The sequence below is a fragment of the Terasakiella brassicae genome (assembly GCF_014641495.1).
GTDB classification, from domain to species: Bacteria; Pseudomonadota; Alphaproteobacteria; order Rhodospirillales; family Terasakiellaceae; genus Terasakiella; species Terasakiella brassicae.
Genome location: NZ_BMHV01000004.1, coordinates 60,715 through 77,391 on the forward strand (window position 1 = coordinate 60,715; position 16,677 = coordinate 77,391).

16 protein-coding genes are annotated in these 16,677 nt (G+C 48.7%); 5 read left to right on the forward strand and 11 right to left on the reverse strand.

What is annotated here, in order from left to right:
* Positions 1-227 precede the first annotated feature (227 nt).
* Entirely contained in the window at positions 228-1,712 is a 1,485-nt protein-coding gene (locus tag IEW74_RS03440) for a B12-binding domain-containing radical SAM protein (RefSeq protein WP_188661611.1), read from the reverse strand.
* Positions 1,713-2,117: 405 nt separating this feature from the next.
* Between IEW74_RS03440 and IEW74_RS03445 the strand changes: the two genes are divergently transcribed.
* Positions 2,118-3,290 carry an efflux RND transporter periplasmic adaptor subunit gene (locus IEW74_RS03445; protein WP_229734223.1) on the forward strand — a complete coding sequence of 391 codons (1,173 nt, stop codon included), beginning with the start codon at positions 2,118-2,120 and terminating at the stop codon, positions 3,288-3,290.
* 11 nt (positions 3,291-3,301) lie between these two features.
* Positions 3,302-6,430, forward strand: a complete 3,129-nt coding sequence (locus tag IEW74_RS03450) for an efflux RND transporter permease subunit (protein WP_188661612.1) — start codon at positions 3,302-3,304, stop codon at positions 6,428-6,430.
* Between the two features lie 67 nt (positions 6,431-6,497).
* Here the strand turns inward: IEW74_RS03450 and tmpT are convergent, their stop codons facing one another.
* On the reverse strand, positions 6,498-7,142 hold the full coding sequence (gene tmpT, locus IEW74_RS03455; protein WP_188661614.1) for a thiopurine S-methyltransferase: 645 nt from the start codon (positions 7,140-7,142) through the stop codon (positions 6,498-6,500).
* A gap of 90 nt (positions 7,143-7,232) precedes the next feature.
* Here tmpT and IEW74_RS03460 point away from each other — a divergent pair, with 90 nt between their 5' ends.
* From IEW74_RS03460 to IEW74_RS03470, 3 genes are all read left to right on the forward strand, one after another.
* On the forward strand, positions 7,233-7,652 hold the full coding sequence (locus IEW74_RS03460; RefSeq protein ID WP_188661616.1) for a helix-turn-helix domain-containing protein: 420 nt from the start codon (positions 7,233-7,235) through the stop codon (positions 7,650-7,652).
* A 183-nt stretch (positions 7,653-7,835) separates the two neighbouring features.
* Positions 7,836-8,075, forward strand: a complete 240-nt coding sequence (locus tag IEW74_RS03465) for a DUF2061 domain-containing protein (protein ID WP_188661618.1) — start codon at positions 7,836-7,838, stop codon at positions 8,073-8,075.
* A 62-nt stretch (positions 8,076-8,137) separates the two neighbouring features.
* Positions 8,138-8,704, forward strand: coding sequence for an NAD(P)H-dependent oxidoreductase (locus tag IEW74_RS03470; RefSeq protein WP_188661620.1), 567 nt, complete (start codon positions 8,138-8,140; stop codon positions 8,702-8,704).
* Between the two features lie 5 nt (positions 8,705-8,709).
* Here the strand turns inward: IEW74_RS03470 and IEW74_RS03475 are convergent, their stop codons facing one another.
* The 9 genes from IEW74_RS03475 to IEW74_RS03515 form a co-directional block, all read right to left on the reverse strand.
* Entirely contained in the window at positions 8,710-9,168 is a 459-nt protein-coding gene (locus tag IEW74_RS03475; RefSeq protein ID WP_188661622.1) for a MaoC family dehydratase, read from the reverse strand.
* A 166-nt stretch (positions 9,169-9,334) separates the two neighbouring features.
* Positions 9,335-10,774 carry a glyceraldehyde-3-phosphate dehydrogenase gene (locus tag IEW74_RS03480; protein ID WP_188661624.1) on the reverse strand — a complete coding sequence of 480 codons (1,440 nt, stop codon included), beginning with the start codon at positions 10,772-10,774 and terminating at the stop codon, positions 9,335-9,337.
* A 209-nt stretch (positions 10,775-10,983) separates the two neighbouring features.
* A complete protein-coding gene (locus tag IEW74_RS03485; RefSeq protein ID WP_229734224.1) occupies positions 10,984-12,879 on the reverse strand; it encodes an SLC13 family permease in 1,896 nt (631 codons plus the stop codon).
* 75 nt (positions 12,880-12,954) lie between these two features.
* Positions 12,955-13,416 (reverse strand): GNAT family N-acetyltransferase, encoded by a 462-nt coding sequence (locus IEW74_RS03490; protein WP_188661626.1) that lies wholly within the window; start codon positions 13,414-13,416, stop codon positions 12,955-12,957.
* 12 nt (positions 13,417-13,428) lie between these two features.
* The gene (locus IEW74_RS03495) at positions 13,429-14,220 is read right to left on the reverse strand and encodes a PhzF family phenazine biosynthesis protein (RefSeq protein WP_188661628.1); all 792 of its coding nucleotides are present in this window, start codon (positions 14,218-14,220) and stop codon (positions 13,429-13,431) included.
* Between the two features lie 21 nt (positions 14,221-14,241).
* Positions 14,242-14,949, reverse strand: coding sequence for an alanyl-tRNA editing protein (locus IEW74_RS03500; protein WP_188661630.1), 708 nt, complete (start codon positions 14,947-14,949; stop codon positions 14,242-14,244).
* A gap of 19 nt (positions 14,950-14,968) precedes the next feature.
* Positions 14,969-15,514, reverse strand: a complete 546-nt coding sequence (locus IEW74_RS03505) for a LysE family translocator (RefSeq protein ID WP_188661632.1) — start codon at positions 15,512-15,514, stop codon at positions 14,969-14,971.
* Positions 15,508-16,392, reverse strand: a complete 885-nt coding sequence (locus IEW74_RS03510) for an EamA family transporter (protein ID WP_188661633.1) — start codon at positions 16,390-16,392, stop codon at positions 15,508-15,510. Before IEW74_RS03510 ends, IEW74_RS03505 begins: the two co-directional genes overlap by 7 nt.
* A 2-nt stretch (positions 16,393-16,394) precedes the next feature.
* Positions 16,395-16,646, reverse strand: a complete 252-nt coding sequence (locus IEW74_RS03515) for a DUF1127 domain-containing protein (protein WP_188661635.1) — start codon at positions 16,644-16,646, stop codon at positions 16,395-16,397.
* Positions 16,647-16,677 lie beyond the last annotated feature (31 nt).

Sequence of the window (16,677 nt, forward strand, 5' to 3'; positions counted from 1 at the left end):
TACTCGGTATTACCTAGTATCAAAGATATGTATTTTTACGTATATTTTCTAGGTTTTATTTTAACATTTCTAAATCGCTTAATAAGTGTGCCACGTTTTATTTTTTATTTCAAAGGTTTGATGAAAAAAGGGGAATGCTTTCAGGGGACTGCCTCGTACTTTTACGGGTACCTCATTTAAAGGATGACACGTCTTTTTTTTACGAATCGTTCTTGTTGTCTGAAAAGTTACTCTTCATTGAGCCGAAAAGACCCTTGAATATGATCTTTGATCTGTTGAAGCTCATCAAGTAGTAAGGGGTGGCGCGATTGCCAGAATTTTTCAATGATTGCAAAATGTTCTAGAATGAATTGCTTTAGACGTTTTGTTTCTTCCAAAATATCGTTGCGGCTGCGCTCACTGGTATTGTGGGTGAGGGTATCGCCAAAATGTTGTGCGTCTTGCAGGCTGACTTGGGAAAACAGGCTGTAATCTTCAAACCGTTTAAAACGGGGATGAATGCCGTAATCTTGTGAACGCTCATGCATGGGGGTTCGGGGTAAAAGAACAAGCGGATTGACTGAGCGGGGAATAGCCCCCAGTACCATCGTTTCTTTCATAAAAGTGCAGGTATCTTGTTCTGCCTGTGGGGCATCGGGCAAGCCTGAGAGCCACCATGTGTAGGGCACAATGCCCGCTTTGACAGCATCGCGGATATTTTCAAGGACGGCATCCAAATCGCTGGGGCGGTTGACGAGTTCCAGCACACGGCGCGAGCCGGTTTCCACGCCAAAATCAATACTGGCCAATTTTGCCATGCGGTTTATGGCCTGAAAGCCGGTTTCGGAAAAACTGTTCGGGTGGGCGAAAATATTGATATGGTCCAGATATATATTTTGCCGTTCCATTTCATCCGCGATTTGGGCCACCATTTTATCGCCGCCGATAAAAAGATTATCCTGAATGGTAATCTGTTTGATGCCCTGATCCATAATATGTTTCATATGGGCGACGATCCATTCGGGGGAATGAAAATGCAGTTTGTTTCGTCCTTGCAAATTCCCCATGACATGTTCAAGACAAAAGGCACATTTGAGCGGGCAACTTCCCCGTCCTGTGCTGAGCGTTGCGACAGGCAGGGTTCCGTTTTTGGCTTGCAAAAAGCTGTAATCGTAGAAGGGCAGGCTATCTATATTCTGGACCACATCGGGGGCGATGACGCGGGCGTGAGACTGATTATGACTACATAAAAACAGTCCGGGCATTTGCAGAGGCATTTGCCCTTCATTTTCCAAATGTCGACAGAGGTTCAAAAGCGTTCTTTCCGCTTCGCCATTAACAATGCCATCTACACACCCTTCTGCGGCTTTTGCCAGTTGTCGGGTAAAGAGGGTTGCATGCTGCCCACCGATAACGATTTTGATGTCCGGGGAGTTTTGGCGGATCAAGCGGGCCAATTTTATGGCCCCTTTGCTGAAATGTACCCAATTCAAGGCGATGGCAACCAACAAGGGCTGGGCTTCACCAATTTCGTTTATAAGATCATTCAGGCTATGGCTTTTGTTTGCCAGTAAATTGGGAATATGTAAGCCTTTGGCATCAAAACCGTTTTGATTGAGATAAGCGCCCACGCCAAGAAGACCCAAAGGGAACGGCTGATCATCAAGGCAAGGAGTGACTTGTGGGATGTTGACAGGGGGCTGAATGATATAAACGCGAGATCGTGGGGCCATTTTCCGAACTTTGTTGTTAGATATTTTTAAGATCGTGACTTCTTGCGTTTTCAGGGGAAATAAAGAAGGGGGGCAGGATCATAATATTGTATGAAAGGTTGAATATCTACAATATCCTGTGCGGGATTGTTGTTTTGCGGTGCGAAATACTTGTAAAATATACAACTTTAAGAAAAAATCATCAATAAAAATATGATATAAGTCGGCGAATGGCCGGGGCTTTTAGAAGCTTTATCCGGCATGTACGTCATAACTGTGAGGTGGATAACAAAAGTTTAAGTGTGAATGTGTCAGATTACGCGCAATCTATAAAAATCTTGATTTGGAAACCATTGCTGTTTCAGGTACGGTTTCTCTCCAATGTTAAAAATTTACGGGCATTTCGCCACTAAAAGGATTCGTGATTTGTTTATTCGATCATTTACAAAAATCGCAAGTGTTGCAGCTATGGCTCTGGTTGTTGCTTCCTGCGGTGAAGAACAAAAAGGAAGCGCCGGGGCGGGCGGGCAGCGTCCGGGGGTGGCGGTCAATACAGTGGTGTTGAATGCTACAAAAGTCCGTTTGTCTGAAGAAATGCCCGGTCGTACAGTTGCCTTTCGTAAAACCGATGTACGCCCACAGGTGGACGGGATTATTGAAGCCCGAAAATTTGAAGAAGGCGCGTATGTTGAACAGGATCAGGCCCTCTATGTAATTGATCAGGCTGTTTATGTCGCTGCCCTTGATGCGGCAAAGGCGGAACTTGATCGCCAGAAAGCAATGCTGAGCCAAGCGGTTAAAACACGTGTCCGTTATGAAAAGCTGATTAAAACCAAAGCATTGAGTGAACAGAAATATGACGATGCGGTTGCTGTTGAAGCACAGGCACGTGCCGCTGTTGCTGCGGCCAAGGCCAAAGTGGATCAAGCCCAGATCAATATGGAAGATACAACGGTGAAAGCCCCGATTTCCGGCCAGATCGGCGCATCTGCCTTTAACGAAGGGTCCCTTGTTATCGCAAGTCAGGGCAGTGCCTTGGCAACCATTACACAGCTGGATCCGATTTATGTCGACGTTATTCAGGCTGGCGGTCGTTTGCTGAAAATTAAACATGCGGTACAGTCCGGTCGCTTGCAAGGCGTTGATGCAGGCAAGATTGACGTGACTTTAACCGTGGATGCAACGGGTGTGGAATATTCTCACAAAGGAACGCTTAAATTTTCTGACGTGAGTGTGAACGAAACAACAGGGACGGTGCGTTTGCGCGCGGTCTTCCCAAATCCAAAACGTGATTTGCTGCCGGGTATGTTTGTGCGCGGAACCGTGTATCAAGGGGAATTGGACGGTGTGTTTGTCGTTCCACAAAAAGCGGTGATGCGTCGCCCGGACGGGTCTGCCTTTGTTTATGCCGTTGAAGAAGGTAAAGCGGTGGTCAAGCCCATTACAATTGAACAATCCCAAGGCAATGACTGGTTGGTGACGGCTGGTCTCACGGATGGTGTTGAAATCGTGGTTGAAGGTTTACAGCGTATCGCACCGGGTGCTCCGGTCGTTGCGCAGCCGGTAAGTGCGGCGAATGATGCCCAACCCGGTAAATAGGAACAGCGAATATGGCAAAGTTTTTTATTGACCGTCCCGTATTCGCATGGGTTGTTGCCCTTGTGATTATGTTGGCAGGCGGTCTGTCGATCTTTCAGTTACCGATCGAACAATATCCAACCATTGCACCGCCTTCGGTTAAGATTAATACATCTTATCCCGGTGCCTCTGCCAGTACGGTGGAAAATGCCGTCACACAGGTGATCGAAGAACAAATGAACGGTCTGGATTACCTGCGTTATATTTCTTCTGCAAGTGATGCCAACGGTTCGGTTGAAATCACCCTGACGTTTGAAGCAGAAGCTGACCCGGATATTGCACAGGTTCAGGTGCAAAATAAACTGCAAGGGGCGATGTCCCTGTTGCCCGCAGAAGTGCAGCAACAAGGGGTGACGGTGTCGAAATCCGGCGGGTCTTTCCTGATGGTTGTCGGGATTGTATCGGCTGATAACAGTCTTGATCGCGCAGATTTATCTGATTTTGTTGTGACATCATTACGTGACCCGATTGCACGGGTAAATGGTGTTGGAAGTGTGCGGGTTTTTGGGGCCAAGCATGCGATGCGGGTCTGGCTCGATCCTAATAAGTTGATCAGTTATAACCTGACGGTATCTGATGTGACTTCGGCCATTGCTGCACAGAACACCGAAGTCACAGCCGGTCAAATCGGGGGGATGCCTGCGGTTTCCGGCCAACAGTTGAACGCGACAATTACCGCACAAAGCAAACTTCAAACGGTTGAAGAATTTGCCAATATTTTGCTGCGAGTGAATACAGACGGCTCACAGATTCGTCTTGGCGATGTTTCCCGACTTGAAATCGGTTCGGAAAACTATGCGGTGACGGCCCGTTATAACGGGCAACCCGCAACCGGTATCGGTGTTACCTTGGCGACCGGGGCTAATGCTTTGGATACGGCTGAGGCGGTCAAGGCCCGGATGGAGGAACTGAAACCCTTCTTCCCGCAAGGCGTAGAAGTGGTTTATCCCTATGATACAACCCCGTTTGTGAAGGTTTCGATCAAGGAAGTGGTCAATACGCTGTTTGAAGCGATTGTGCTGGTTTTCCTCGTCATGTTGCTGTTCCTGCAAAACTGGCGGGCGACCCTGATCCCGACGATTGCGGTTCCGGTTGTGTTGCTGGGGACGTTTGCTGTTTTGTCCGCGTTTGGATATTCCATCAATACCTTGACCATGTTCGGTATGGTACTGGCGATTGGCCTGTTGGTGGATGACGCCATTGTTGTGGTGGAAAACGTTGAACGGATTATGCATGAAGATGGCTTATCCCCGCGTGAAGCAACCCGCAAATCAATGGATCAGATCACAGGGGCCTTGATCGGTATCGCGCTTGTTCTATCTGCCGTGTTTGTCCCGATGGCCTTCTTTGCCGGGTCTACCGGTGCGATTTATCGTCAATTCTCCATCACAATTGTTTCGGCGATGGGGTTCTCGGTTCTGGTTGCGATTATCCTTACCCCGGCCCTTTGTGCCACCATGTTGAAACCGTCCAAGCATAACCCTTATGACAGAAAAGGCTTCTTTGGCTGGTTTAACCGTGGTTTTGATAAGACGAACCTGTTTTATCAAAACAGTGTCGGCTATATCACGGTTCGCAAATTCCGTTTTCTGGTGATTTATGCGGCATTGGTTGGTGGATTGATTTTCACCTATAACCGTTTGCCGGGGTCCTTTCTGCCGGATGAAGATCAGGGGATCATGTTCTCCATGCTGCAATTGCCAGCCGGGGCTTCTCAGGAACGCACGGTCGAAGTTCTCAAGAAAATCGAAAAACATTTTCTGGAGAACGAGACAGAAAACGTCAATGGTCTGTTTACTGTTGCGGGTTTCTCGTTTGCGGGGAGTGGTCAAAACACGGGGATTGCCTTTATCAACTTGAAAGACTGGTCGGAACGCACGCGCCCCGATCAATCGGTCAAGGCGGTTATCGGACGGGCTTATGGGATGTTTGGCCAGATCAAGGAAGCAATGGTCTTTGCCTTCGCCCCACCTGCCATCATCGAACTGGGGACGGCAAACGGCTTTAATATGCAGTTGGTTGATCGTAGTGGTATCGGTCACGAAGCCCTGATGGCAGCACGTAACCAGTTATTGGGTATGGCTGCACAAGACCCGCGTGTTGTGGGGGTGCGCCCGAACGGGATGAACGATACACCGCAATTCGATATCAATATCGATCAGGAAAAAGCCAGTGCATTGGGTGTTAATATCGCCGATATCAATCGCACATTGGCAACCGCGTGGGGGTCCAGTTATGTCAATGATTTCATTGAAAAGGGGCGGATCAAGAAGGTTTACATTCAAGCCGATGCCCCTTATCGGATGATGCCGGAAGATATCGCCCATTGGTATGTACGCAATAACCAAGGCGAAATGGTTCCGATCTCGGCCTTTTCCAGTACGCAATGGACTTATGGCTCCCCGCGTCTGGAACGTTTTAACAGCTTGTCGTCTTTGAATATTCAAGGTCAGGCGGCACCGGGCGTTGCCTCGGGTGACGCAATGGCGGCAATGGAAGAAATGGTTGCCAAACTGCCCGGCGGGATTGGTCTGGAATGGCAAGGTTTGTCCTATGAGGAACAAGAAGCCGGTGAACAGGGACCAACCTTGTATCTGTTGTCGGCAATTGTGATTTTCCTCAGCCTTGCCGCCCTTTATGAAAGCTGGACCATTCCGGTATCGGTGATGATGGTTGTGCCGCTTGGGATTTTAGGGGCCGTTCTGGCGGTGATGTTGCGCGGCTTGCCCGGGGACGTTTACTTCCAGGTTGCTATTTTGACGACGATTGGTCTTTCGGCGAAAAACGCGATTTTGATCGTGGAATTTGCCCGTGACCTTTATGAACAGGGAATGGATGTGGTCGCGGCGACCGTCGAAGCGGCGCGTCAACGTCTACGCCCGATCGTTATGACCTCTATGGCCTTTACCTTGGGGGTTCTCCCGCTGGCCATCAGCAGTGGGGCCGGTGCTGGTGCCCGTATTGCAGTGGGGACAGGTGTTATGGGCGGGATGATTGCCGCGACTGTGCTGGCGATTTTCTTCGTTCCGTTATTCTTCGTGCTGATTATCGGCCTGTTTGGTCGAAAGAAAAAGCCGGAAGATGAAAGCCTGACCTCGTAAAAAAGGCGATTACGATAAAAAAGGGAGGCGTTGGTGCCTCCCTTTTTTTTTGGTATAATCCGCTTATTTATCCGGTTTTCTTTTCTAATCGCCAGATGCTTTCCTGTGCTTTGTGTTTGCCGTGAACGCCGCCGTCAACATCTATGCGGTCCAGCAGTTCAAAGGTATAGAAAGCATCGTAATGATGATGAACTTCCTCGGGATGAATAGAAAACGGCGGGCCTTGCACAAGGTCTTGATCATATTCGTAGGTAATCAATAATTGCGGGGCGCAATGGGTTAACGTCATCAGGTGTTTGGTGTATTGACGGCGCATGCTTTCGGGAAGGGCGACCAGTGCAGCACGATCATAAACCGCATCAATCGGGGCGATTTGTTCGGCTTTCAGATGAAAGATATCACCGACAAAAATATCAATGTTCGATGCGCTGTAATGGATCAGGTCACCTTGGTCTGTGCGCGTTGGTGTGATTTCCAATTCTTCGAATAACTGGATGATGGCGCTTTCGATTAATTCAGCCCCGACCACACGGTAGCCATGACCCAACAACCATGCAATATCGCGGGTTTTGCCACATAAAGGCAGAAAGACACTTTGGTTTGGGGAAAGGTGAAGCGTGTGAAAGTAATTGGTCAACAGTTCATTGGGGCGGCCTTCATGGAAGCCGAGTTTGTTGTTGTCCCATTTATCCTGCCAAAAATGATGTTCCATATATTTGCTCCTGACGTTGTTTATTTCTGCAAGTTACCGTAAGCTACAAGCTCAAGCTAACTTGAGGTCAAGATAAAAATGACATTGCCTATGATTTTAGATATTGGGGAAGTGTCCAGACAATCGGGTTTGGCTGTTTCCACTTTGCGCTTTTATGAAGAAAAAGGTTTGATTCAATCGTGTGGCCGCCGGGGGATGCGCCGTTTGTTTGAAGCCAGTGTTTTATTACGTCTGGCCTTAATCTCGCTGGGGAAAAATGCTGGCTTTTCATTGGATGAAATGGATGAAATTTTTACATTTCAGGACGGTGTGCAGATTGATCGTGACCGTCTTATGAACAAGGCCGATGAACTGGATCTGAAAATTCGCCAGCTCACGGCCGTGCGTGAGGGGTTGCGACATGCCGCAGATTGTTCCGCCCCCAGCCATCTGGAATGTCCGACATTCCAACGCTTGCTGGATGGGGCATTGAAGAAAAATAAAGTCAAACGTAAAACTAAGGGCGTTTAAGGGATCCAAATATCAAAGGCTGTTGAGTTTCAGTCGATAGGGCAAGCCGCATTTCGCAGATGAAATATTATGCAGGTGAATGATTTTGTTTGAGTCGCAAAAAAGACTTGAACAAGACTGGAAATTCTATAAATTAATAATGATTATTAATTGCATATAAGTAATTTGAAAACGAGGTGTAGGATGCAATCGGTTCAGGCTTATTCCGTCAGGCAATTTCAGCAATGGGTCAATAATAATGCTGGATCGTTATTACGGGCGGTGATCTATACGATCGGCCACTTTTTTATTGCGGCAACCTGTGTGTGGTATTTTACCGGGGCCAGTTTTTCAGCTGCAATTACCGATGCGGTTGTGGAACCGTTGATCAATGGCTTGTGGTATTTTGTTTTGGATCGATTTTGGGCCAGTCGTTTTTCGTGATTGAGGGATCATCATATTTTCCCTAAGCTGGTGCTTTAGGCGAAACAAGCAGGAACTTTGACATGAATGTTTTGATTATTGACGGTGCAGAAATTCATGGTCATGCAAAAGGGGAATATAACCGCACCTTATGTGAGACAGCGCAGACGGTTTTACAAGATCGTGGGCATTGCGTAGCAGTTAGCCGTGTACGCGATGGATATGATGTGGCGACAGAGGTCAAAAAAATTTCGGCCTGTAACGTGATGATTTTTCAATTTCCGGTCTATTGGTTTCATATGCCCGGTGGTTTGAAACAATATATTGATCAAGTCTATATGGCAGGACGAGGCACCCTTTGGCTGAATGACGGGCGCGCACAAGGCGGCCCTTATGGGTCCGGTGGGTTGATGCAGGATAAGAAATATATGTTATCTCTCACTTGGAATGCTCCTTTGGATGCATTTGGTGACCCTGAAAAGTTGTTTGAAGGACGTGATGTGGATGATGCCTTTTTTATGTTTCATAAAATGCAGCAGTTTATGGGGGCGACTGCGTTACCTACTTTTTCCTGCCACAACGTCATTGCCAACCCTGAAATTGAAACCGATTGCGCACGTTTACAAGATCATTTTGCCCAGTGTCTTTAAAGGGATTAGTCTTTTTGACCACGACTGGGGACCCATGTTGTTGCAAATCCTTCGACAACGACCTCGCCATCGACTTCGCAGGTTGTGTCCAACTCAACAAAGTTCTTTTCCGGGATTAATTTACGAACGACCACACGTGCATTGACGGCATCTCCGATAAACACAGGTTTTCTAAACTTAATCTCTTGATTGACATAAAGGGCACCAGGGCCGGGCAGGCGACAGCCGACAAGGGTGGAAATCAAACTTGCGGATATAAATCCATGTGCAATGCGGGTCTTGAAACGGGTATATTTGGCAAAATCTTCATTCAGGTGAATGGGGCAGGTGTCGCCGGACACGCCGGCAAACATATTAATGTCGGCTTCGGTGACGGTTTTACCGAAACTAGCGGACATGCCGACTTCGATATCTTCAAAACAATAACCGAATTGTTCCTGAATATGGACGGGAATATCGTTCATGGCAGCCTCGTGTTTGCTTGATGTCGCAATGATTATGATAAGCAAGACATACCACAAAGGGCAGCGAACAATTGTGAAAAATTGTATGGGCACAAAAAACGCCCCCTTCCTGAAATCAGGAAGAGGGCGTTTTTTTACATAGCTTATGTAAGCGGGCCGGGTGAAATTATTCCGCCGGAACCGTTTGCATTTTCAGACCGACAACGTCCTGCATCATGCGGATAACCTGTGCGCTGTAACCGGACTCGTTATCGTACCAGACGTACAGCACAAGGCGGTTGCCGTCCACGATGGTTGCCAACGAGTCAACCACACCGGCATGTGTCGACCCAACCATGTCTGTAGAGACCAATTCAGAAGAAGTGGTGTAGTCGATCTGATCCTGCATTTCGGAGTTTAGCGAAATATTACGCAGGTAGTCGTTCATTTCTTCCTTGGTGGTTTCTTTGCCAAGGTTCAGGTTCATAATCGCCATGGAAACGTTCGGTGTCGGTACGCGAACGGCGTTCCCCGTCAGTTTACCTTTCATTTCCGGCAGACATTTACCAACTGCACTGGCAGCGCCTGTACTGGTCAGAACCATGTTCAACGGTGCAGAACGACCACGACGATCACCTTTGTGATAGTTGTCGATCAGGTTCTGATCGTTGGTGTAAGAGTGGATGGTTTCCACGTGACCGTTTTCGATACCAAATTCGTCGTTGATGGCTTTCAAAACCGGTGTGATGGCATTTGTTGTACAGGATGCCGCACTTAAGATGGTGTCGGTTGCTTCGATATCACCGTGGTTCACACCGTAAACGATGTTCTTGATGTTGCCTTTACCCGGTGCTGTCAAAAGGACCTTGGAGGCACCCGGGCATTTCAGGTGTTGGCCGAGGCCTTCTTCATCGCGCCACATACCGGTGTTATCAACGACCAACGCATTTTTAATGCCGTACTTGGTGTAATCAACGTCTGCCGGAGAATTGGCATAAATAACTTTGATATAAACGCCGTTTGCGATGATGGCGCTTTCTTCCTCGTCGACCTTGATGGAACCGTTAAAGGCACCGTGGACGGAGTCGCGACGCAGCAGGCTGGCGCGTTTTTTCAAATCACCTTCTTTACCGCCACGAACGACGATGGCGCGCAGGCGCATTTTGTTGCCGTCACCGACACGTTCGATCAACATGCGGGCAAGTAGACGACCGATCCGACCAAAACCGTAAAGAACGATATCTTGCGGCTCATTCAGAATTGTACCTTTACCCGTGTTGATGCAACCCAGTTGATCTTTCAGGAAGGTTTCCGCATCGCCGCCTTTTTGCATGAAATCGTAGCACAGACGGCCAAGATCAACGCGAGCCGGTGCCAAATCCATGTTGGACATGGCTTGAACCAGTTCCAGACTTTTGGGAATATCAAGCTCTTCGCCAACCATTTGCAATGCATAACGGTGAGCTTTGATGATGTCGATGGCGGAGTTGTTCAGAAGACGGCGACCGAAGATTCTGATTGTCACGCCATTGTCGCGATAGAGTTGGCCAACCAGCGGAATCATTTGTTCAGCAGAGCTTTGCTGTTCTTTCCACTTCGCGAAGTGCGAGGCACTCGAATTCGTCATGCTCAATTTCCCTTTGTCATATAAAGCACATGTAACTTACATGCAGAAATAACCATCACGGAAAAAGCTGCCGAACAGACGCTGTCAGTGTTGCCAGTGCCGATCTTGCGTTTCCAGATGGCTCCAAATTCTGTGGGGTAGATAGCAAAACTGACACAAAAAAGAAACCCTAAACTGCATGGGGAGAGGCTGGGTTTAACGGGATTTTTCTAGAAACCATAGAAAACGGGGATAAACAGGCTGAAGACAATCCAGATAATAAAGACCAGCGGCGTTCCTGCGACAATAAAGTCTTTGAAACTGTAACGCCCCGGTGCCATGACCAGCAAGTTGGTTTGATAGCCAATCGGGGTGGCAAAGGCACAGTTGGCGGCAAAGACCACCGCAACGGCAAAGGCGCGGGGATCGACCCCCAGTTCGTTCGCCATTGAAACGGCGATTGGCGTGAACAAGACGGCACAGGTCTGTGTTGACAGCACGTTGGTCAAGATGGCGATGAGCAAGAACAAGGTTGACAGGACGGTGCGCGGACCTGCCCCGTCCAGCATATCGACAACGCCATGTGCCAAATAGCTGGCGGCACCCGTTGCCTGCATGGCAGCCCCCAAGGCAAGGGCGGCTCCCACCATCGTAACAATTTTTGAATCGACCGCACGTACGGCTTGGCGAACATTCAACGCACCGATTGCCACCATTGCCGTTGCCCCCAAAAGAGCACAGGTTACGGTGGGTAGAATGCCGCTCCCCGCCAGCACGACAACCCCGAGGAAAATACTTAAGGCGCGTCTTGCGTGATGAACGGCGGGGAGTTCTTCTTTTGACCATTCCAACAAAATGACGTCACGGTTTGAGCGCAGATTGTGAATGTCACGGGGATGGCCCTGAACCAGTAGAACGTCACCCGATTGCAGACGGATGTCGTCCATGCGGGCCCGGATCATACGCGAACGCCGTTGAATACCAATGACCTTGCAGGCGGACCGCTGCGCAAATGTTGTGTTTTGTAAGGTTTGTCCAGATAGTTGCGAGGTTGGCGGCAACATAACTTCGACCAGCATGCGGTCCCGGTTGCGAATTACATCGTCTTCACCGTCCGCAACCGTTTCATCGCCTTCCATCGAGGCAAAGGATTTTTCGATCAATTCGGGGTGATGCGGTTCCAGAAGGCCGTTATTTTGTGTGAGAACCTCGGTAATGACTTTGCGTGTGGCTGCGACGACCAGAATGTCGCCGGGTTGGATTTTATGATCTTCAAAAGGTGGCAGGATCGTAAGGCCCTGATGCTGGATCATACGCACCGTCATATCTGGCAGTTCTTTGAAAAAACCGCCCATTGATCGTTTGCCGACCAGTTTGGCCCCCGGCGCAACGGTCAATTGTGCAATGAAATGTTTACCGCTGTGTCGGTTTTCGTTTTCTTCACCACTGCGGTCCGGCAGCAGGCGCGGCATGACAAAGACAACGTAAATCAGCCCCGTTCCGGCCAAAACAAGACCGGGAATGGTAAAATCGAAAAATTTAAACGGCACTTCACCCAGTTGGATCAGGGCGGAATTCACCAGCAGGTTTGTGCCCGAGCCAATTAAAGTGATCATCCCGCCTAACACGGCAGCGGCGCTCAGTGGCATCATCACCTTGGATGCGGATTTGTTAATGCGTGCGGCCAAGGCTTGCATAATGGGAATGAAGATGACAACAACGGGGATATTGTTCAGCATGGATGAGATCAACATGCCAACCGTCAGGGTCAACAAGATGGTGAGCCATGTATTTTTCCCGCCGAGTTGCAGCAGGAACTGGGCACCGCGTTCCAAAACCCCGGTGCGGACCATGCCTTGTCCGACAACCAGAAGGGCCAGCACGGTAATTAGGCCGGTATTGGCAAACCCAAGTAAAAGAGTGTGAGGCGATAAAAGGTTGTTGCCTTGGTCATCCAGAACAGGGAATACGTGGAAAATAACCATGATGACACCTAACGTCACCAGAGAGGTCAGTTCAACGGGGATGTCTTCAACCGCATAGGCGATCAGGGCAGCGAGAATAATGATGTAGGTTAACCACATCTGGAAGTTCGGCCCGAAGATGTCCATGACGAGTTGCTGCATAGTACCCCTTAGTTTTTTTATTCTTTGAGAATATCAGATATCGCCTATGGCGCGGCTCTACACAAGTATTTTTCGTTATTTTCCCAAAGTTAATCCCATTGGGACGATGTCTTCATGCTCGGTATGGTGGGCGTTTTTATCTATTTGAAAGCCGTGTTTTTGATAAAAGGACAGCGCAGGCCCAAGACGTTTGAGCGTTTCAAGTTCGACTTTTTCAACATGGTTTTTGCGCAGGATGTTCAACGTATATATCAAAAGTTGGTCTGCAATTTTCTGCTGGCGATAAGATGGCAGGATGTAAAGACGCTTCATTTCATAGACATCATTTGTCTTGGGACGATAAGCGATGCATCCGCAAATATGTCCGTCTTTCTTTGCCAAAAAGATAAAGGTTTTATCCGCGCCATATGTGGTGCGTTCTTTTTCGTAGGCCGGAAAACAAACGTTTTCATTCAGTTCAACGCGGTATTTTTCTACCAGATCAAAAAACTGATCCAGTTCCTTATCGCTTTGGGCGCGGATAAAAGTCAGAGACATTTTTTAGACCTTCTATGAAATGTTGATGCGGCCTTCCAGATAGAGAACAGCTTTGCCGAATAAATCGACGCGATCCCCACGTAAACTGCATAGAACATCCCCTCCGCGTTCGGAAACCTGACGGGCGGAAAGTTCTGTTTTTCCCAGTTTTTCCGCCCAATAAGGGGCAGACACACAATGGGCGGACCCTGTCACCGGGTCTTCGGGGATGCCGTGTTCGGGCACAAAAACGCGCGAGACAAAATCATATTTTTCAGAAGGGGCCGTTAAGATAAAGTTGCCGGGTGCGATTTTCATAAGGGTATTAAAATCCGGTTTTGCTTTGATTACGTCTTCTTCTCTGTCGGTCAGGACAAGCGAAAAAATGCTTTGTTCACAGGTCAGGACAGCGTTCACTTTGGCATCAATAATCTTTTCCAACCCAGCCGTGGTGGTAACAGGATGTACTTTGTGTGCGGGGAAATCCATGACGAAACCGTCATCTTTGCGCCGAACGATTAAATCACCGCTCATGCTTTCAAATGTAACGCTGTCGCCATTGTATCCCAGCTTATTGTAAAGAAGAAAAGCACTGGCCAAGGTCGCATGCCCACACAGGGGGATTTCTACAGACGGGGTGAACCAACGCAGGTGAAAGCCTTTTTGCGTGGGAACGAAAAAGGCGGTTTCTGCCAGATTATTTTCAGCCGCAATTTTTTGCATTAGGTCGTCCGGCAGCCATTTTTCCAAGGGAACAATGGCTGCCGGATTTCCACCGAACAATTCATCGCTAAACGCGTCAACTTGATAAATTGGGAGAGTCACGGGATAGGTCTCCTGTTAGAATTATTCGGCGAAATGAATATTGATACGACGGTTTAATTTGCCCTTTTTTTCGATCTTTCCGATGCGAATGGGGCCAATTTCACCTGTGGATTTAACATGTGTGCCACCACAGGGCTGATAATCCACCTCAGCAATGCGAATGGTGCGCACCTGTCCTTGCCCCATAGGCGGTTTGACCGACATGGTACGGATCAGATCCGGGTTTGCCTCCAGTTCGCTATCTGAAATGGCGGAAACTTCCACGGGTTTATTCGCGGTGATTTCGGCATTGATGGCATCGGCAAGTTCGTCTTTATCCGGGACTTCCGGCAAGTCAAAATCCAGTCTGCTTTTTTCCAGTCCGATAGAGCCACCGGTGACGGCCCCGTCAACTTTTGAACACATGATATGCAGGGCCGTATGCATGCGCATCAAGGTATAGCGACGATCCCAGTCAATTTGGGCGGTAATCGTTTCACCAACGTTTGGTAATGGCGTGCCTTCTTCAACCAGATGAAGGTGCGCCCCAGTGTCACGATCTTTAACCGTATTGGCAACTGTGATGGTGCGCCCATCACTGAGGGTAAATGTCCCGCTATCACCGGGTTGACCGCCGCCTGTGGGATAAAAGACGGTTTGATCCAGAATAATGGCATTGTCCTGCACGGCGCTGACAGTTGCGGTGCATTCTTTGAGATATGAATCATCACGGAACAATTCTTTGGTCATTATTTTCTTCCCCTCTTTGTTATAAGACGATCGACAGCACCATAATCAGTGCCAGTGATACATAAAGTATGCGGGTTCTGAGCGGATTATCAATGAGAAAGCCGCGCATATAACTGCCTGCGAAAATCCATGTTCCACACACCATATTGGCGATTGTGAAAATGGCGGCACCCGTCACATTGTCTAGTCCGAACGAGGTTGCCCCGGCAAAGGCCATCATCAATCCCTTGGGGTTGATCCATTGAAAGGCTGCGGCTTGAAAAAAGCCCCACGGGCGATCATCTGCTTTTTCATCATGGAAATTGGTCGAGGCCGTGGCGATTTTAATGGCGATATAAATAAGCAACGCCATTGCGACATATTCCAGAACCTCGATGGTTCCTTTCGGCAGCAGGGGTAAGATGCTGCCGACACACAGAAACATAAACCCAAAACCCAGATTGATACCAAGAAGGTGGGGGAGGGTCCGGCGTATGCCGAAACGCAAGCCCGAGGCCATCAACATGGAATTGTTTGGCCCCGGTGTGATGGATGTAATGAGGGCAAAAAGGGCGAAATTCAACATGGTGTTTTACTTCTTTTTAGGAAATCCAGCTTTAAGGTATTCAGGGCCAATCCGGTTAAAATAAGCATTGCGGCAAGAATGGTCAGGGTGGAAACCTCTTCGCCCAACAACAGGGCAGCGGAACTCATACCAAAAATCGGCACGAGCAGGGAAAAAGGGGCCACATAGGCGGCTGGATAGGTCCGCAACAAGAAGGCCCAGACCCCGAAGCCCGCCAGTGTGGCGACAAAAGCGAGATAAAACACGCTGAACGCCCCCATCGCATTGATATTGTTGAGGGCTTGCCCCATGACATCGCCGCCTTCCAGCCAATAGGAAATCGCAAAAAGGAAGGGAGCACTGAGCGCGCTCACCCAGATCATTAAATGAAGCGGGTTTTTACTGGCCGCCTGTTTCATGGCAAGGTTGGCAAGTGCCCAGCAGACCGCCGCCGTAATGACAAACAGCAACCCGCCAATGGCACCGTATTCCTGCATGCGTTCACTGATAATGAGGCCAAGACCGCCAAACGCAAACCCCATGCCGAGGAGTTGACGGATGCCCGGTTTTTCGTCCAGCAGGAAGAAGGCGAAAATAACCGTGAAGAAGGCTTGCGTTTGTAGCACCAACGAGGATAACCCCGCACCAGCCCCCAAATTCATGCCGATAAATAACAAGTTGAACTTGAAAATGGCAAGGCTGAGCGCAATGGCGACAATCCATTTGAGGGGCGCGGGCGGTGTTTTCCAGATAAAGACGATGGGAAGCCCCGCCAATGCAAAGCGCAATGCGGAAAGCAAAATGGGCGGGAAACTGTCCAGGCCGACTTTAATAATGACAAAATTGATCCCCCATGCCGCCATGACGCATATTGCGAGAAATATATGTAATGGTTTCATGGTCAGGCTTTCCAAAAGGGTTTGTCGGCTTCGGCCTGAATTTGTTCACGGGTTAAGCCGACATCCATCAATGTCGTATCCGTTATGTTTTTTAATTTTTGGCGATGATGCCAGCGTTCATGCCAACTCATCACGGTTGTCACAAGCTGGAGAATGTCCGCACGTACCATGCGCAGACCTGCCTTTGCCCAATCGCCCCAGCTTGGCAGCGGGGCAGTTTTTGTTTCGAATGTATCGATACAATCCTGTCTCATCGGTCTAAACTCCGCTTGTGTTTTAAAAATA

Coding starts and splice junctions, on each gene's coding strand:
- IEW74_RS03440 (WP_188661611.1), bottom strand. CDS start 1,712: ATGGCCCCACGATCTCGCGTTTATATCATTCAGCCCCCTGTCAACATC.
- IEW74_RS03450 (WP_188661612.1), top strand. CDS start 3,302: ATGGCAAAGTTTTTTATTGACCGTCCCGTATTCGCATGGGTTGTTGCC.
- tmpT (WP_188661614.1), bottom strand. CDS start 7,142: ATGGAACATCATTTTTGGCAGGATAAATGGGACAACAACAAACTCGGC.
- IEW74_RS03460 (WP_188661616.1), top strand. CDS start 7,233: ATGATTTTAGATATTGGGGAAGTGTCCAGACAATCGGGTTTGGCTGTT.
- IEW74_RS03465 (WP_188661618.1), top strand. CDS start 7,836: ATGCAATCGGTTCAGGCTTATTCCGTCAGGCAATTTCAGCAATGGGTC.
- IEW74_RS03470 (WP_188661620.1), top strand. CDS start 8,138: ATGAATGTTTTGATTATTGACGGTGCAGAAATTCATGGTCATGCAAAA.
- IEW74_RS03475 (WP_188661622.1), bottom strand. CDS start 9,168: ATGAACGATATTCCCGTCCATATTCAGGAACAATTCGGTTATTGTTTT.
- IEW74_RS03480 (WP_188661624.1), bottom strand. CDS start 10,774: ATGACGAATTCGAGTGCCTCGCACTTCGCGAAGTGGAAAGAACAGCAA.
- IEW74_RS03485 (WP_229734224.1), bottom strand. CDS start 12,879: ATGCAGCAACTCGTCATGGACATCTTCGGGCCGAACTTCCAGATGTGG.
- IEW74_RS03490 (WP_188661626.1), bottom strand. CDS start 13,416: ATGTCTCTGACTTTTATCCGCGCCCAAAGCGATAAGGAACTGGATCAG.
- IEW74_RS03500 (WP_188661630.1), bottom strand. CDS start 14,949: ATGACCAAAGAATTGTTCCGTGATGATTCATATCTCAAAGAATGCACC.
- IEW74_RS03505 (WP_188661632.1), bottom strand. CDS start 15,514: ATGTTGAATTTCGCCCTTTTTGCCCTCATTACATCCATCACACCGGGG.
- IEW74_RS03510 (WP_188661633.1), bottom strand. CDS start 16,392: ATGAAACCATTACATATATTTCTCGCAATATGCGTCATGGCGGCATGG.
- IEW74_RS03515 (WP_188661635.1), bottom strand. CDS start 16,646: ATGAGACAGGATTGTATCGATACATTCGAAACAAAAACTGCCCCGCTG.